This window comes from Pseudokineococcus lusitanus, from assembly GCF_003751265.1.
GTDB lineage: Bacteria > Actinomycetota > Actinomycetes > Actinomycetales > Quadrisphaeraceae > Pseudokineococcus > Pseudokineococcus lusitanus.
In genome coordinates, this window is the sequence record NZ_RJKN01000003.1 from 466307 (window position 1) to 481396 (window position 15090).

The window sequence follows — 15090 nt, forward strand, 5'->3', positions numbered from 1 at the left end:
GGGGCGTCGAGGGGCTCGCTCACCCGGGTGACGCTATCCGCCCGTCCCGGCGGGGGGCCCGCTCAGGCGGGCGAGGCGACGCCGCGACCCCGGCGCCGCGCCGGCCGGCGGCGGGGGGAGGCCGCCCGGGCGGCGGCGGCCGCGGCGGCGCGGGCGGCGCCCCCGGGCATGTCGAGGCGCGGGAGCAGCAGCCCCACGAGCGGGCCGACGCCGAGGGCGAAGACGACCGTGCCGACGCCCACGGTGCCGCCGAGCAGCCAGCCGGCCAGGACGACGGAGACCTCGATGGCGGCCTTGACGAGCCCCACCGGCAGGCCGGTGAGGGCCGTGAGGCCGGTCATGAGGCCGTCGCGCGGGCCGGTGCCGAGGCGGGCGCCGATGTAGAGGGCGGTGCCCGCGGCGTTGAGGGCGACCCCCGTGACGAGCATCACCACGGCGAGCGGCAGGCCCTCGGCCTCGGGCAGGAGGAGCAGGCCGAGCTCGATGCCCGCCGCGACGAGGAGGACGTTGAGGACCGTCCCGACGCCGGGGCGCACGCGCAGCGGCAGCCACAGGAGCAGGACGACGACGCCGGACAGGACGACGACGAGGCCGAAGGCGAGGCCGCTGCGGAGGACGACGCCCTCGTGGAGGACGTCCCACGGCGCCGCGCCGAGGCCCGAGCGCAGGAGCAGCGCGAGGGCCACCCCGAAGACGAGGAGCCCCGTGCACAGGCGCACGAAGCGGTGCGGGAGCCCCCACGCGGCGGGGCCGGCAGCAGCCGGCGCCGCGCCCGGGGCGGCCGGGACGTCGGCGGTGCCCGTCGGCACGGCGGGGGCGGGGCGGCGCGTCGACCGGGGCACGGGTCCTCCTGCGGGGGCGCCCCGGGGGGCGACGTCGGGCTCGCGGTGCTGCGGGGCGCCGACGTCACCGTCCCACGCGGGACGGCGGCAGGGGGCGTCGGGAGGTGGTGCGCCGGGGGCCGAGAGGCCCGCGGGGGCCGGCCGGCCGGCGTCGCGCCGGTCGGCCGGGGTGCGTCAGCGGAGGCCGGGGCCCGTGTAGGGGTTGACGGCCGAGAGGCGGTGCGAGACGGACAGGCCCGTGCCGGAGGTGTGGGCGGAGCCGTAGCCGTCGGCGCGCAGGTCGCGGACGAGGGCCACGACGGAGGAGACGAGGAGGACGACGAGGGCGGCGAGGACGATGGCGAGAGCGGTCATGGGTCAATGGTCGGCCCGCAGCGGCCCGCGCCGAGCAGGCCAATCGCCGGGGCGTGGCCTGCCTCACACCTCTATTCCCCTTCCTACCCGCGCTTCGGCCCACCCCGGTCCGCGTCGCGGGTCGGCACCGTCGTCCGACGCCGTCGTCCGGCGCCCGCGGGGAGCGCCGACCTCACCCGTCCGGCCCAGCCAATCACCCACTGGCCTGCCCCGAGCAGGCCACCGCCGAGCCGCCGGCGTGGCACCCTCGGGGCATGAGCGCGCCGACGTCGTCGTCCGCCGCCGGCGAGGCCGCCGAGCGGCTCGCCGCCCTCGTCGGCCGCACGACGCTCCACCCTCCCGTCGCGGCGTCCCTCGCCCTCTCCCTGCGCTCGCTCGTGGCCGACGGTCGCCTGCCCGTCGGGGGGCGGCTGCCCGCCGAGCGGGAGCTGGCGACGGCGCTCGGCGTCAGCCGGGTGACCGTCTCGTCGGCGTACCGACGGCTGCGCGAGAGCGGCTGGGCCCGCTCCCGGACGGGCGCCGGCACGTGGACGAGCGTCCCCGACCGCAGCGGTGTCGTCGCGGCCTTCGTGCCGGGCGCCCCGCGGGACGGGACGGTCGACCTCTCCTACGCATCCCCCGCCGGCCCGCCCGAGGTGGCCGACGCGTACGCGGCGGCGCTGGAGGCGCTGCCGCACCTCCTGCCCTCGCACGGCTACCTGGCCGGCGGCCTCGCCGACCTGCGCGCCCGGGTGGCCGAGCGGATGACCGCGCGGGGCCTGACGACGACGGCCGAGCGCGTCCTCGTGACGACGGGCGCCAGCGCGGGCGTGAGCGGCGCGCTGCGGGCGGGGACGTCGCCGGGCGACCGCGTGCTCGTCGAGCACCCGACGTGGCCCAACGCCCTCGACGTCCTCCGGATGATCGGCGCCCGCGCCGTCCCGGTGCCGCGCGACCCGACGGCCACCTGGGGCGCGGCCGGCTTCCCCGGCGCCCTGCACCGGGCGGCCCGCGAGACCTCCCCCGCCATGGCCTACCTCGTGCCCCACCACGCGAACCCGACCGGCGGCGTCCTCACCGCCGAGGAGCAGCGACGGGTCGCCGCGAGCCTGCAGCAGCACGACGTCCTCACCATCGCCGACGAGACGCTCGCCGACCTGGCGCTCGGTCCCGAGGGCGGGCCGGAGGACGGCCCCGGCGGCACCGGGGACGCCGCGGACGCGCCCCCGCCGCTGGCCGCGGACGCCCGGCCGGGCGCCGTCGTCACCGTCGGCTCGCTCAGCAAGTCGGTGTGGGCGGGGCTGCGGGTCGGCTGGCTCGTCGGCGAGCCGTCCTTCCTCCACCGCGTCGCCTCCACCGCCTCGCGGGAGCACGGGGCGCTGCCCGTCGTCGACCAGCTGGCCGCCTGCGTCCTCCTCGACGGCCTCGACGCCGGGCTCGTCGCCCGCCGCGCCCAGCTCCGGGTCCAGCGCGACGCCCTCGTGGGGGCCCTCCGCGCGACCCTGCCGACGTGGGAGGTGCCGGTGCCGCCGGGCGGCCTGTCGCTGTGGTGCCGGCTGCCGCGGGGGCTGTCGTCGTCGGCCGTCGTCGACGCGGCCGAGCGCCACGGCCTCTTCCTCTCCACGGGCTCCCGCTTCGGCACGGGGCACGCCTTCGACGACCACCTGCGGCTGCCCTTCACGCAGCCGGTGCCGGTGCTGGAGGACGCCGTCGCGCGCCTCGCCGCGGCGGCCGCCGACGCCGAGCGGGCCTGGGGCGCGCCCACCACCTCGCGCGGGGGCGCGGTCCTCGGCTGACGACCCCGCGGGGCGGGCCGCGGGAAGCCTCGCGGGCCCGCGGTCGTTGACGTCCTCGACGAGGAGCCGTCCCGCCCCACCCGGGCGCGGCGGCCCCGCCGGTCCCCGCGGCCGGCGCCCGCGACACGAGGAGGACGACGTGGCCCTGTTCGGGACCCGCCTGAAGACGACGATGGTCAGCGCCGAGGAGGCCCTCCCGGGCCGCGACCACCGCCCGCACCACGTGCCGACGACCCACGCGGTCCTCGGCACGCCCCTCGAGGGCCCCTGGCCCGAGGGCACCCAGCGCCTCTACGTCGGCATGGGCTGCTTCTGGGGCGCCGAGCGCCTGTTCTGGACGATGCCGGGCGTCGTCACCACGGCCGTCGGCTACATGGGCGGCCACACGCCGCACCCGACGTACGAGGAGACCTGCACGGCCCGCACCGGCCACACGGAGACCGTGATGGTGGCGTACGACCCGCGGGTCACGAGCGCCGAGGCGCTGCTCAAGACCTTCTGGGAGGAGCACGACCCCACGACGGCCAACCGCCAGGGCAACGACGTCGGCACCCAGTACCGCTCCGCGGTCTACTGGACGACGCCGGAGCAGGGCGAGGCCGTCCGCGCCACGCGCGACGCCTTCGCGGCCGAGCTGGAGCGCTTCCGCCTCGGCCCCATCACCACGGAGCTGCGCCCGGCCGACGAGGTCGGCCCGTTCTACTACGCCGAGGACTACCACCAGCAGTACCTGCACAAGGTGCCGAACGGCTACTGCGGCCTCGCCGGGACGGGCGTGGCCTGCCCCGCCGGGGTGCTGCCGGCCGACGGCGCGCAGGCCGCGCCCGCGGCGGGCTGACCGCCCCCGCACCCGCGGGACCCCGCGGTCCCGCAGCACCCACGACGCCCGCCCGGACCCCCGTCCGGGCGGGCGTCGTCGTCCCGGCGCCGCCCCCTGCCCCGGCGCCGGGGGTCAGCCGGCGGCGAGCGTCGTCGCGCCGGTCATGACGGCGACGACCTCCGCCATCGAGTGCGACCGGGGGGTGACGACGCCGGCGCAGCCGCCGAGCCGCTGGACGTGGATGCGGTCGGCCACCTCGAAGACCTGCGGCATGTCGTGGCTGACGAGGACGACCCCGATCCCGCGGTCGCGGACCTGGCGGACGAGGTCGAGGACCTGCCGGGTCTCGCGGACGCCCAGCGCCGCCGTCGGCTCGTCGAGGACGAGGACCCGGCTGCCCGCCGAGACGGCCCGGGCCACGGCGACCGCCTGGCGCTGGCCGCCCGAGAGCGACTCGACCGGCTGCGTGACGTCCTGCAGCGTGCCGATGCCGAGGTCGCGCAGCGCCTGCTCGGCGTCGGCGCGCATGCCGCGGCGGTCGAGCAGGCGGAAGACGGAGCCCAGGACGCCGGGGCGCCGCCGCTCGCGCCCGAGGAAGAGGTTGCTCGCGACGTCGAGCGCCGGGGAGACGGCGAGGGTCTGGTAGACCGTCTCGATCCCGGCGTCCCGCGCGTCCTGCGGCCGCCGCATCCGGACGGGCCGGCCGTCGACGGCGATCGTCCCGGCGTCGGGGACGCTGGCCCCGGTGAGGCACTTCACGAGCGTGGACTTGCCCGCGCCGTTGTCGCCGACGACGGCGAGCACCTCCCCGGCGACGACGTCGAGGTCCACCCCGTCGAGCCCGACGACGCGGCCGAAGGTCTTGACGAGCCCGCGGGCCTGCAGGACGACGCGACCGGCCCCGGCGTCCGTCCCCGCCCCGCTCCCCGCCGCCGCCGCGGTGGCGTCGGCGCTCACGCGCGGGCCCGCCGGATCCACTGGTCGACCGAGACGGCGACGATGACGAGGACCCCGATGGCGAGGACGCGGTACTGGTCGTCGACGCCCGCGAGCGACAGGCCGCTGCGGAAGACCCCGACGATGAGCGCGCCGAGGAGCGTGCCGACGAGCACCCCGCGACCGCCGAAGAGGCTCGTGCCGCCGATGACGACGGCGGTGATGCTCTCGAGGTTGGCGTCGACGACGGCGTTGGCACTCGCCGCCCCCGCCCGGCCGATGAGCACCCACGCCGCGAGGCCGTAGACGGCGCCCGCGACGACGTAGACGGACAGGAGCACCCGGCGGACGCGGATGCCGGCGAGGCGCGCGGCCTCGGCGTCGTCGCCGACGGCGTAGACGTGCCTCCCCCAGGCGGTGCAGGCCAGGGCGTAGCCGACGACGAGGTAGAGCACGAGGACGAGCAGCACGCCCGTCGTGAGGTTGAAGGGCCCGACGGCGACCCGCGTGCCCGTCCACGACAGGACGGCCGGCAGCTGGTCGGCGCGGGTGCTCGAGCCGCCGCTCCACAGCAGCGCCAGGGCCGTGAAGATGCTCAGCGTCCCGAGCGTGACGATGAACGGCGGCAGCCGCAGCCGGGTGACGAGCAGCCCGTTGGCGAGGCCCGCGAGCGTCCCGACGGCGAGGCCGAGCAGGACGGCCGCCGGGCCGGGGAGCCCGCCGGACAGCGCCAGCTGCGCGGGGACGACGCCCGCGAGGACGGCGACCGCCCCGACCGACAGGTCGATGCCCGCGGTGAGGATGACCAGCGTCTGCCCGACCGCCAGCGCGCCCACGACGGCGACCTGCTGGAGGACGAGCGACAGCGACGCCGGCGAGGCGAAGCGCGGGTTGAGCGCCGTGAAGACGACGACCGCGACGACGAGGACGACGAGCGGGCTCACCCACGGGTGGGCGTGGAGGACCTGCTGGACCCGCTGCGCCGGCGTGCGCCGGCGCTGCAGGAGGTCCGCGGCGGACGTCGCGGTGCTCACCAGCAGAGCTCGGTGCCCTCGGCGACGTCGAGCGCGTCGACGCCGTCGACCGGGGTGCCGGCGACGAGCTGGACGCCCGTGTCGACGAAGCTCTTGCCCTCGGTGGGCTCGGGCGCCTCGCCGCCCCGGGCGAGGTCGGCCACGGCCGCGACGCCCAGGCGCGCCATCTCCACCGGGTACTGCTGCGCCGTCGCGTCGATGAGGCCGTCCTCGACCGCCGAGACGCCGTCGCAGCCGCCGTCGACGGACACGACGACGACGTCGTCGCGGCCCGCGGCGGCCAGGGCCTGCTGGGCGCCGACGGCCGACAGCTCGTTGACGGTGTAGACGACGTTGACCGACGGGTCGCGCCGGAGGCAGTTCTCCATGGCCGTGCGGCCGCCGTCCTCGGCGCCCTGCGTCGGCTCGTTGCAGACGATCGTGTAGTCGCCGCCGGCGCCACCGGTGTACGCGCCGGTCGGCGCCTCGTCGCCCTTGGTCTCCGGGTCGGCGGTGTCGATGCCCATGCCCGCCAGGAAGCCCTGGTCGCGCTGCCAGTCGACCGAGACGTCGACGTCGTCGAGCAGGTCGAGCATCGCGATGACGGCGGGCTGCCCGTCGAGGCGGGCGGCCGCGTACTCGCCGATCAGCTCGCCCGCGCGGACGTTGTCCGTGGCGAAGGTGGCGTCGACGACGTCGGCCGGGTCCGGCGGCGTGTCGAGGGCGAGCACGAGCAGGCCCGCGGCCCGCGCGTCCTCGATCGCCTGGTTGACGCCCGGGCCGTTGGGCGTGATGAGGATGCCGGCGTCGCCGCGCGCGACGGCGTCCTCGACCGCCTCGACCTGCCCGGCCTCGTCGGCGTCGCTCGTGCCCGCGGCGAGCGTGAGGTCGACCCCCTCCTCCGCGGCCGCCTCCTGCGCCCCCTCGCGCATCGCGACGAAGAAGGGGTTGGAGTCGGTCTTCGTGATGAGCGAGACGCCGATGGTGTCGTCGGCCGCGGCGGGGCCGTCGGTGCCGCCGCAGCCGGCGAGGACGAGCGTGCCGGCGGCGAGCACCGCCGCGGCGGCCGTGCTCCGGCGGCGGGCGGCCCGGGTGGTCCCGGTGGTCCCGGTGGTCCCGGGGGTGGCGCGGGAGGTGGTCGTGCGGGGTGCGGTGGTGCTCACGCGGGGGCTCCTGCCGTGGCGCGCCACGGCGCCCGTCGAGGTGTCGGTCTCGGGGTCGGCCTGACAACGTTGTCGAGTCCGCCCGCACTGTGCGCGACCGGCTCCCCCGCTGTCAACGCGGCGCGCTCGGCGCCGCCTTGACGACGAGGAGGGTGCTCGTCAGGGTGGCGCGCGTGAGCCCGACGACGGCGCCGGGCGGCGCGCGCCGCCCGACCCTGCGGGACGTCGCCCGCCTCGCGGGCGTCGGCGTCAAGACCGCCTCCCGCGTCGTCACCGAGGAGGGCGGGGTCTCCCCCGCCAAGGTCGAGGCGGTCCGGGCCGCCGTCGCCGAGCTCGGCTACGTGCCCGACGCCGCCGCCCGCGGGCTGCGCCGGGGAGACCGGCGGGCGGGGGTCGTCGCCGTCCTTCTCGAGGACCTCTCGAACCCGTTCTCCGCCAGCGTCCTCCGCGCCGTCGAGGACGTCGTGCGACCCCGCGGCCTCGTCGTCGTCGCGGGCAGCCTCGACGAGGACCCCGAGCAGGAGCGGCGGCTCGTGCGGGCCGTCCTCGGCCGCCGGACCGACGGCCTCGTCCTCATGCCCGCGGGCGGCGACCACGGCTGGCTCGCGCGCGAGCTCGAGGCGCCGGGCGGGGCCCTGCTCGGCGGGGTGCTCGGCCGGGCGGTGCCCGTCGTCTTCGTCGACCGCGCGCCCGTCGGGGTGGTCGCGGACGCCGTCCGCGCCGACGACCGCGACGGCGCGCGCGGCGCCGTCGCCCACCTCGCGGCCGCGGGGCACCGGCGGGTCGCCCTCCTCGCCGACGACCCGGCGGTCTGGACGGCCCAGGAGCGGCTGGCGGGCTACCGCGACGGCCTCGCGGCGGCGGGCCTGCCGCCCGACCCCGCGCTGGAGCGGACCGGCCTGCGCTCGGAGGCCGCGGCCGGGGCCGCCGTCCTGGCGCTGCTCGACGCGGACGAGCCGCCGACGGCGCTCTTCACGGCCCAGCGGCGGCTGACGGCCGGGGCGGTGCGGGCGCTGCTGGCCCGGGGCCGCGAGCGTGACGTCGCCGTCGTCGGCTTCGACGACGTCGCCTTCGCCGACCTCCTGCGGCCCGCCGTCTCCGTCGTCGCCCAGGACCCCGGCCGGATCGGGGCGCTGGCGGCCGAGCTGCTGCTGCGCCGCCTGGACGGCGACCGCTCCGCCGCGCAGGACCTCGTCGTCCCGACGCGGCTCGTCCCGCGCGGCTCGGGCGAGCTGCGGCCCGTCGCGGCGGCGCCGTGACGCCCCCGGCCGACCGGCCCGGCGCCGGCGTCGCCTCCTGGGACGAGCGGCACGCGCGTCGTGGGGCGCCCGGGACGCCGCACGCCGTCGTCGACGCCGTCACGGCCGGCCTCGTCCCGGGGCGGGCGGTCGACCTCGCCTGCGGGGCAGGCCGTCACGCGCTGCTGCTCGCCGGCCGCGGGTGGGCCGTCGACGCCGTCGACACCTCGGCGGAGGGGCTCGCGGTGGGCGGCCGGGCCGTCGGCGGGGACCGCGTGCGGTGGCACCGGGCGGACGCCGTGACGTGGCTGCGGGCGCTCGCGCCGGGCTCGGCGGACCTCGTCCTCGTCGCCTTCGCCATGCTGCCGGGCGTCGTGACCGCCGCCGCCGGGGCGCTGGCCGGGGGCGGGCACCTGCTCGTCGTCGGCCACGCGGCCGAGGACGCGGGGCGGCCGGGCACGCCGCGGGACGTGCGGCTGCTCCACGACGTCGCGTCCCTCGCCGACGAGGCCCGGGGCGCCGGCCTCGCGGTCGTGCGCGCCGACGTCGTCGGCCGGGGGGCCGGCGAGGAGCGCCGGCACGACGCGGTGCTGCTGGCCCGCCGCCCCGCGCCCGGACCGGGGGCGGAGGGCGGCGCGGGTCAGTCCTCGGCGGAGGGGACGTCGGCCGGGTCGTAGCCGTCGCCGGTCGCGCCCGCCTGCTCGCCCGCGTCGGCGCGGAGGGCCGCCTCCTCGCGCTCGGCGCGGTGGTCCAGCGCCTCGGCGTCGAGGTGGGGCGCCTTGCCGTGCTCCTGGCGGTCGCGGACCGCGGGGACGGTGGGCTGCAGCGGGTCGGGGGTGCTCTCGCTCATCACCCGACGCTACGTCCGCCGTCGCCGCGGGGCCTCCCAGCCGCACGCCCACTTCGCTGCCGAAGTCGGCGTCAGAGGCCCTTGCACGCCCACTCCGCTGCCGAAGTCGTCCACCCGGGCCCGAGCGCCCACGGACGCCGACGTGGGCACCGACGGGGCGGCCCCGTCGTCAGCCGGCGACGTGCGCCAGCAGGTCGGCGCGGGTCAGCACGCCCGCCGGCTTGCCGTCGACGACGACGAGCAGCGCGTCCGAGCGCTGCAGCGCCTGCCGGGCCGCCGTCGCCGGCTCGCTGCCGCCGATGCGCGGGAGCGGGGCGGCCATGTGCCGCGAGACGGGGTCGGTGAGCTGGGCCGCGCCGGAGAAGACGGCGTCGAGGAGGTCGCGCTCGCCCACCGCGCCGACGACCTCGCCGATGACGACGGGCGGCTCCGAGGACACGACGGGCATCTGCGAGACGCCGTACTCGTGGAGGATCTCGACGGCGTCGCGCACCGTCTCGCCGGGGTGGGTGTGGACGAGCGCGGGGAGGTCGCCGGACTTGGCGCGGAGGACGTCGGCCACCGTGGCGCCGTCCGTGCTCGCCGCCACCCCGCCCGGGCCGTCGGTCGAGAAGCCGTAGCTGCGCATCCACCGGTCGTCGAAGATCTTGGCGAGGTAGCCGCGGCCGGAGTCGGGCAGGAGGACGACGAGGACGTCGTCGGGACCGAGGTCGCGGGCGACCTGCAGCGCGCCGACGACGGCCATGCCGCAGGAGCCGCCGACGAGCAGCCCCTCCTCGCGCGCCAGCCGCCGCGTCATGGCGAAGGCCTCCGCGTCGGAGACGGCGACGATGCGGTCGGGCACCGACGGGTCGTAGGCGCGCGGCCACATGTCCTCGCCGACGCCCTCGACGAGGTAGGGGCGGCCGCTGCCGCCGGAGTAGACGGAGCCCTCGGGGTCGACGCCGACGACGGTGACGGGTCCGCCGTCGCGGTCGGCCGAGACCTCCTTCAGGTAGCGGCCCGTGCCGGTGATGGTGCCGCCGGTGCCGACGCCCGCGACGAAGTGGGTGAGGCGGCCGTCGGTGTCGGTCCAGATCTCCGGGCCGGTCGTCTCGTAGTGGCTGCGCGGGCCGTTGACGTTGGAGTACTGGTCCGGCTTCCAGCCGCCGGGGCGCTCCGCGGCGATCCGGTCGCTCACCGAGTAGTACGACTCGGGGTGGTCCGGCGGCACGGCGGTGGGGCAGACGACGACCTCGGCGCCGTAGGCCCGCAGGACCGCGCGCTTCTCCTCGCCGACCTTGTCCGGCACGACGAAGACGCACGAGTAGCCGCGCTGCTGGGCGACGAGCGCGAGCCCGACCCCGGTGTTGCCCGACGTCGGCTCGACGATGGTGCCGCCGGGGCGCAGCTCGCCCGAGGCCTCCGCGGCGTCGACCATCCGCACGGCGATCCGGTCCTTCACCGACCCGCCGGGGTTGAGGTACTCCACCTTCGCGAGCACCGTCGGGGCGAGGCCCTCGGTGACGCGGGAGAGACGGACGAGCGGCGTGCCGCCCACGAGGTCGACGACGGACTCGGCGTAGCGCACGGCCCGATCCTCCCACCCCGGCGACGGCGGGCCGCCCCGCCCGTCCGGCCGCCCCTCCTCCGGCCCGGGCGCGAGCAGGGCACAGTGGGTGCCCGAGGCACGGGCGCACGCGCCCGGGAGGACGAGGAGGACGTCGGTGACGAGGGCGAGCAGGGCGCGGCGGCTGGCGACGGCCGCGGCCTACGGCGGCGGCGGGCTCACGCTCCTGGGGACCCTGGCCGTGGGGACGCTCGCCGTCGAGGCCCGGCTGGCGCGGCGCTGGGTGGGGCGGCCGTTCGGCGAGGCGGGGCCCGACGCCGACGGGACGTACGGCGACGGCGACGGCCCGCCGCTCGTCCTCGGCGTCCTCGGCGACTCCGCCGCGGACGGGCTCGGGGCCGAGACCCCCGACCAGACGCCGGGGGCCGTCGTCGCCCGCGGCCTCGCCGCCGTGTCCGGCCGGCCGGTCCGCCTCGTCGGGCGGTCCCGGGTGGGCGCCGACTCCCACGACCTCGACCGCCAGGCCCGCCGACTCCTCGCGGAGGTGGTGCCGGACGTCGTCGTCGTGGTCGTCGGCGCCAACGACGTCACGCACCGCGTGCCCCCGGCCGACGCCGTCGGCCTCCTCGGCGACGCCGTCCGGCTGCTCCGGGGCGCCGGGTGCCAGGTGGTCGTGGGCACGTGCCCCGACCTCGGCGTCGTCGAGCCCGTCGCGCAGCCGCTGCGGGGCCTGGCGCGGCGGTGGTCGCGCGAGCTGGCGGCGGCGCAGACGGTCGCCGTCGTCGAGGCCGGCGGGCGCTCCGTGTCGCTCGGCGACCTCCTCGGCCCGACCTTCGGCGCCGCCCCCGCGGAGATGTTCAGCGCCGACGGCTTCCACCCCTCGCCCGCCGGCTACGCCCGGGTGGCCGCGGCGCTGCTGCCCGCCGTGGCGGCGTCGCTCGGCGTGTGGCCCGAGGACCCGACGCCGGGCACGGGCCGCTCCGCCCGCGTCGTCCCCGTGGACCAGGCCGCGGCCGCGGCGTCGCTCGAGCCGGGCACCGAGGTCGAGCAGGCGCCCCACCACGGCGTCGCGGGCCGCTGGGCGCGGCTACGGCGCCGCGCCGAGCGCTGAGGACCCCGACGACGAGCAGACGCCCGTCCGCACCGGGAGCGACCTCCCGACGACGAACAGGCGCCCGTTCGCGTCCGAGACGGCGTCCCGACGACGAACAGGCGCCCGTTCGCGCCGGACGTCCGGCTCGGGCGGCGGCGGCGACGTCACGTCCACGAGGCCGTGGGGCAGGCGCAGAGCGTCAGAGCGCGCGGCGCAGCGCCACGAGGCGCTCGTGCAGGCGCGCGGCGACGGCGTCGTCGTCCGGGCCCGCGGCGGCGAGGAGGTCCCCGGCGAGGACGGCGAGCTGGTCGCCGGCGGCGTGGGGGCCGAGCGCGGGGACCGCGCGGCGGGGCTCGCCGGCGAGGTCGGCGGCGTCGTCGGCCAGCTCCTGGAGCAGGGCGCGGACGCGCTCCAGCGGCGTCGGCCCCGGCTCGCCGGCGACGACCTCGGCCCCCACGTGGGTCGGGCCCGGCCGCACGAGGCGGCCGGGCCCGAGGGCGGCGAGACGGTCCCGGCAGCGGCCCAGCTCGCGCCGGGCCGCCTCGACCGTCTCGCCGCGGGCGGCGGGAGTGGTCACTCCCCGCCGCGGAGGATCGAGAGCAGACGCAGCATCTCGACGTACAGCCACACGAGCGTCGTGACGAGCCCGAAGGCCGCCCGCCACGCGTACGGCTGCGGCAGGCCGTTCTTCACGCCCTGCTCGATGAAGTCGAAGTCGAGGATGAGCATGAGCGACGCGAGGGACACGCCGACGAGGCCGATGATCCAGCCGAACGGCGAGCTGAACGCGCTCACGCCGCCGAAGAGGGCGAAGCCGAGGTTGATGAGCAGGAACACGCCGTACCCGATGACGGCGATGAACATGAACTTCTGGAACTTCGGCGTCGCCCGGATGAGCTTGGTCTTGTAGGCGACGAGCATGGCCGCGAAGGCGCCGAGGGTGCCGACGACCGCCTGGGCGACGATGCCGCCCCACATGGTCTCGAAGGCCTGGCTGATGCCGCCGAGCGCGGCGCCGACGAGCACCGCGTAGGCGAACATCGCGCCGACGCGGACCTTCTTCGAGAAGGAGATGAAGAAGGAGAGGCCGACCGCGACCAGCATGGCCGGCAGGGCCAGCCCGAGGGCGGTGCCCGGCTCGGTCAGCGTCCAGACCGCCGCCGCCGAGACGACGAGGGCGGAGAAGAGGGCCCCGGTGCGGACCACGACGTCGTCGTAGGTCATGCGCCCGGTCTGCGCGCCGCCGGCGGAGGGCTGCGCGTACATCTCCTGCAGCTGCTCCGGCGTGACGTCCTGGCCGGCGCCCGAGCCGCCCCACCGCGGCGCCTGGCCGCCGCTGCGGCGGTCGGTGTCGAAGCTCGCGTAGCCGCCCTGGGCGAACGCCCGGTCGTTGCGGAACGCGGGGTTGTGGCTCTGCATGGGACTCCTGTCTCGAGAGCGGGACGGGTGGAGGCCACCCGTACGAGGACGTAACGCCGTCCGCCGCGCAGGGGTTCCCGCCCGTCACCCGCTCGCCGCACCGCCCACGGCGACCGGTGGCCGGCCGTGGTGGGCGGCCCGACGCGTACCCCCGACGGGAGTCGAACCCGCACCGTGAGCGCTTTTAAGGCGCCTGCCTCTGCCGTTGGGCCACGGGGGCGTGGCCGTCCACGCTAGCCGCGACGTCGCGGGCCGAGGCGACGGCCTCGTCGAGCATGGCGCGGGTGAGCCGGCCGGTCGAGGTGTTCTGCCGGCTCACGTGGTAGCTCCCGACGAGGGTCACCGGAGCGCCGCCCGGGCGGGGCAGGACCGCCGTCGCGCCGTGCCCGAAGCGGGGTGCCGGACGCGGCACCTCCCAGCCGGCGCGACGGGCCAGCCCGAGCGTCGCCTGCCAGGCGATGCCGCCGAGCGCGAGGACGGCGGCGAGCCCGGGCAGGAGCGCGACCTCGCGGTCGAGCCACGGCGCGCAGGTCTCCTTCTCCCCCGGCAGCGGCGCGTTGTCCGGCGGCGCGCACCGCACGGGCATGGCGATGCGGACGCCCGTGAGGACGAGCCCGTCGTCGCGGGCGACGCTCGTCGGCTGGTTGGCGAGCCCGGCGCGGTGCAGCGCGGCGACGATCCAGTCGCCGGAGGCGTCGCCCGTGAAGGCGCGGCCGGTGCGGTTGCCGCCGTGCGCGGCGGGGGCCAGGCCGACGACGAGCAGCCGCGCGGCCGGGTCGCCCAGCCCGGGGACCGGGCGTCCCCAGTACTCCTCGTCCGCGTAGGCGCGGCGCCGGGTCCGCGCCACCTCCTCGCGCCAGGCGACGAGCCGCGGGCAGGCCCGGCACGACGTGACGCGCGCGTCGAGGTCGTCGAGGTCGCGGGCGCCCGCCGCGAGGCGGCGCACGCCCGCCGGCGTGCGCGCCGCGACGACGGCCGGCCCCCGTCCCGCCGCCGGCGCGCTCACCCCAGCGACAGCGCGATGCCGTCGAGGATGTCGTGCTCGCTCGTGACGACCGACGTCGTCCCGGCGGCGGCGGCCACGCGCTCGACGACGCGGTCCCACACGAGGGCGCCGGCGCCGATGACGTCGACCCGGCCGGGGTGCATGAAGGGCAGGGCCGCCCGCTGCTCGCGGGTCATGGCGAGGAGGTCGGCGCAGGCGGCGCGGACGTCGGCCACCGTCAGGACGGCGCCGTGGATCCGCGCGGGCTCGTACGCGCCCAGGCCGAGGGCGTGCGCGGTGATCGTCGTCACCGAGCCGGCGACGCCGACGAGCGTGCCGGTGGTGGCCAGCGGCACGACCTCCTCGACCCGGTCGAGCGCCGCGTCGACGTCCGCGCGGGCCGCCGCGACCTGGGCGGCGGTCGGCGGGTCCCCCGCGAGGTGCCGCTCGGTGAGCCGGACGCAGCCGACGTCGACCGACAGCGCCGCGGGCGGCGCGTCGCCCGCCGGGTCGCCGAGGACGACCTCCGTGGAGCCGCCGCCGAGGTCGACGACGCAGAAGGGGGCGGCGAGGGCGGCGCCGTCCGGGCCCACGGGCGGCACGCCCGTGGCGGCGCCGCGGAAGGACAGGGCGGCCTCCTCGGCCCCGGCGACGACCTCCGGCTCGACGCCGAGGGCCTCGCGCACGCCCGCGACGAAGACGTCGGCGTTCTCCGCGTCCCGGCTGGCCGAGGTGGCGACGAAGCGGGTCCGCGCGACGCCCAGCTCCCGGCACAGGGCCGCGTAGTCGCGGACCGCCGCCAGCGTCCGGGCCATCGCCTCGTCGGCGATGCGCCCCGTCGCGTCGACGCCCTGCCCGAGGCGCACGACGCGCATCCCGCGGTGGACGTCGACGAGCGGCGCCCCCGGCGCCGTCGTGCCCGCCGCGGGCAGGTCGGCGACGAGGAGGCGGATCGAGTTGGTGCCGCAGTCCACGGCGGCCACGCGCGTCATGCCCGCACTCTCCCAGCGCCTGCCGACGGCGGCACACCCGGCGCGCGGGCCGGGCGCGGGG

Annotated in this window: 16 protein-coding genes and 1 tRNA gene; 5 read left to right on the top strand and 12 right to left on the bottom strand. The window is 78.4% G+C overall.

Annotated features, from left to right (window positions below):
- Positions 1–62: 62 nt before the first annotated feature.
- Positions 63–842 (bottom strand): membrane protein YczE, encoded by a 780-nt coding sequence (gene yczE, locus EDC03_RS08020; protein WP_199720040.1) that lies wholly within the window; start codon positions 840–842, stop codon positions 63–65.
- 174 nt (positions 843–1016) lie between these two features.
- Entirely contained in the window at positions 1017–1196 is a 180-nt protein-coding gene (locus EDC03_RS08025; protein WP_123379644.1) for a hypothetical protein, read from the bottom strand.
- 254 nt (positions 1197–1450) lie between these two features.
- On the opposite strand from EDC03_RS08025, the gene EDC03_RS08030 reads away from it, so the two are divergent.
- Both EDC03_RS08030 and msrA read left to right on the top strand, forming a co-directional pair.
- On the top strand, positions 1451–2971 hold the full coding sequence (locus EDC03_RS08030; protein WP_123379645.1) for an aminotransferase-like domain-containing protein: 1521 nt from the start codon (positions 1451–1453) through the stop codon (positions 2969–2971).
- A 172-nt stretch (positions 2972–3143) separates the two neighbouring features.
- Entirely contained in the window at positions 3144–3809 is a 666-nt protein-coding gene (gene msrA, locus EDC03_RS08035; protein WP_123379756.1) for a peptide-methionine (S)-S-oxide reductase MsrA, read from the top strand.
- Positions 3810–3923: 114 nt separating this feature from the next.
- Here msrA and EDC03_RS08040 read toward each other — a convergent pair whose 3' ends face one another.
- The 3 genes from EDC03_RS08040 to EDC03_RS08050 form a co-directional block, all read right to left on the bottom strand.
- Positions 3924–4676 carry an ATP-binding cassette domain-containing protein gene (locus EDC03_RS08040; RefSeq protein ID WP_422393809.1) on the bottom strand — a complete coding sequence of 251 codons (753 nt, stop codon included), beginning with the start codon at positions 4674–4676 and terminating at the stop codon, positions 3924–3926.
- A 68-nt stretch (positions 4677–4744) separates the two neighbouring features.
- Positions 4745–5767, bottom strand: coding sequence for an ABC transporter permease (locus tag EDC03_RS08045; protein WP_123379757.1), 1023 nt, complete (start codon positions 5765–5767; stop codon positions 4745–4747).
- Complete coding sequence (locus EDC03_RS08050; protein WP_422393810.1) at positions 5758–6795, bottom strand: substrate-binding domain-containing protein; 1038 nt, start codon at positions 6793–6795, stop codon at positions 5758–5760. The genes EDC03_RS08045 and EDC03_RS08050 overlap by 10 nt, the downstream gene beginning before the upstream one ends.
- 281 nt (positions 6796–7076) lie before the next feature.
- On the opposite strand from EDC03_RS08050, the gene EDC03_RS08055 reads away from it, so the two are divergent.
- Together EDC03_RS08055 and EDC03_RS08060 are read left to right on the top strand one after the other, a co-directional pair.
- A complete protein-coding gene (locus EDC03_RS08055) occupies positions 7077–8162 on the top strand; it encodes a LacI family DNA-binding transcriptional regulator (RefSeq protein ID WP_123379758.1) in 1086 nt (361 codons plus the stop codon).
- Entirely contained in the window at positions 8159–8818 is a 660-nt protein-coding gene (locus EDC03_RS08060) for a class I SAM-dependent methyltransferase (RefSeq protein ID WP_123379648.1), read from the top strand. The genes EDC03_RS08055 and EDC03_RS08060 overlap by 4 nt, the downstream gene beginning before the upstream one ends.
- Here EDC03_RS08060 and EDC03_RS17565 read toward each other — a convergent pair.
- Together EDC03_RS17565 and EDC03_RS08070 are read right to left on the bottom strand one after the other, a co-directional pair.
- The gene (locus EDC03_RS17565; RefSeq protein ID WP_158674239.1) at positions 8782–8991 is read right to left on the bottom strand and encodes a hypothetical protein; all 210 of its coding nucleotides are present in this window, start codon (positions 8989–8991) and stop codon (positions 8782–8784) included. The two genes, EDC03_RS08060 and EDC03_RS17565, sit on opposite strands and share 37 nt — an antisense overlap.
- A gap of 169 nt (positions 8992–9160) precedes the next feature.
- Entirely contained in the window at positions 9161–10561 is a 1401-nt protein-coding gene (locus tag EDC03_RS08070) for a cystathionine beta-synthase (protein WP_123379649.1), read from the bottom strand.
- A 136-nt stretch (positions 10562–10697) separates the two neighbouring features.
- Here EDC03_RS08070 and EDC03_RS08075 point away from each other — a divergent pair, with 136 nt between their 5' ends.
- Positions 10698–11651, top strand: coding sequence for an SGNH/GDSL hydrolase family protein (locus EDC03_RS08075; RefSeq protein WP_123379650.1), 954 nt, complete (start codon positions 10698–10700; stop codon positions 11649–11651).
- A 181-nt stretch (positions 11652–11832) separates the two neighbouring features.
- On the opposite strand, the gene EDC03_RS17570 is transcribed toward EDC03_RS08075, so the two are convergent.
- The 5 genes from EDC03_RS17570 to EDC03_RS08100 all read right to left on the bottom strand — a co-directional run bounded on the left by EDC03_RS17570 (position 11833) and on the right by EDC03_RS08100 (position 15029).
- The gene (locus EDC03_RS17570) at positions 11833–12210 is read right to left on the bottom strand and encodes a hypothetical protein (RefSeq protein ID WP_158674240.1); all 378 of its coding nucleotides are present in this window, start codon (positions 12208–12210) and stop codon (positions 11833–11835) included.
- Positions 12207–13052, bottom strand: coding sequence for a Bax inhibitor-1/YccA family protein (locus tag EDC03_RS08085; RefSeq protein ID WP_123379651.1), 846 nt, complete (start codon positions 13050–13052; stop codon positions 12207–12209). Before EDC03_RS08085 ends, EDC03_RS17570 begins: the two co-directional genes overlap by 4 nt.
- Positions 13053–13198: 146 nt before the next feature.
- Positions 13199–13272 (bottom strand) — tRNA-Leu (locus EDC03_RS08090).
- Positions 13237–14058: a uracil-DNA glycosylase gene (locus EDC03_RS08095; protein WP_241967092.1), complete on the bottom strand. Its 822-nt coding sequence runs from the start codon at positions 14056–14058 to the stop codon at positions 13237–13239. The genes EDC03_RS08090 and EDC03_RS08095 overlap by 36 nt, the downstream gene beginning before the upstream one ends.
- Complete coding sequence (locus EDC03_RS08100; RefSeq protein ID WP_123379652.1) at positions 14055–15029, bottom strand: Ppx/GppA phosphatase family protein; 975 nt, start codon at positions 15027–15029, stop codon at positions 14055–14057. The genes EDC03_RS08095 and EDC03_RS08100 overlap by 4 nt, the downstream gene beginning before the upstream one ends.
- Between the last annotated feature and the right edge of the window lie 61 nt (positions 15030–15090).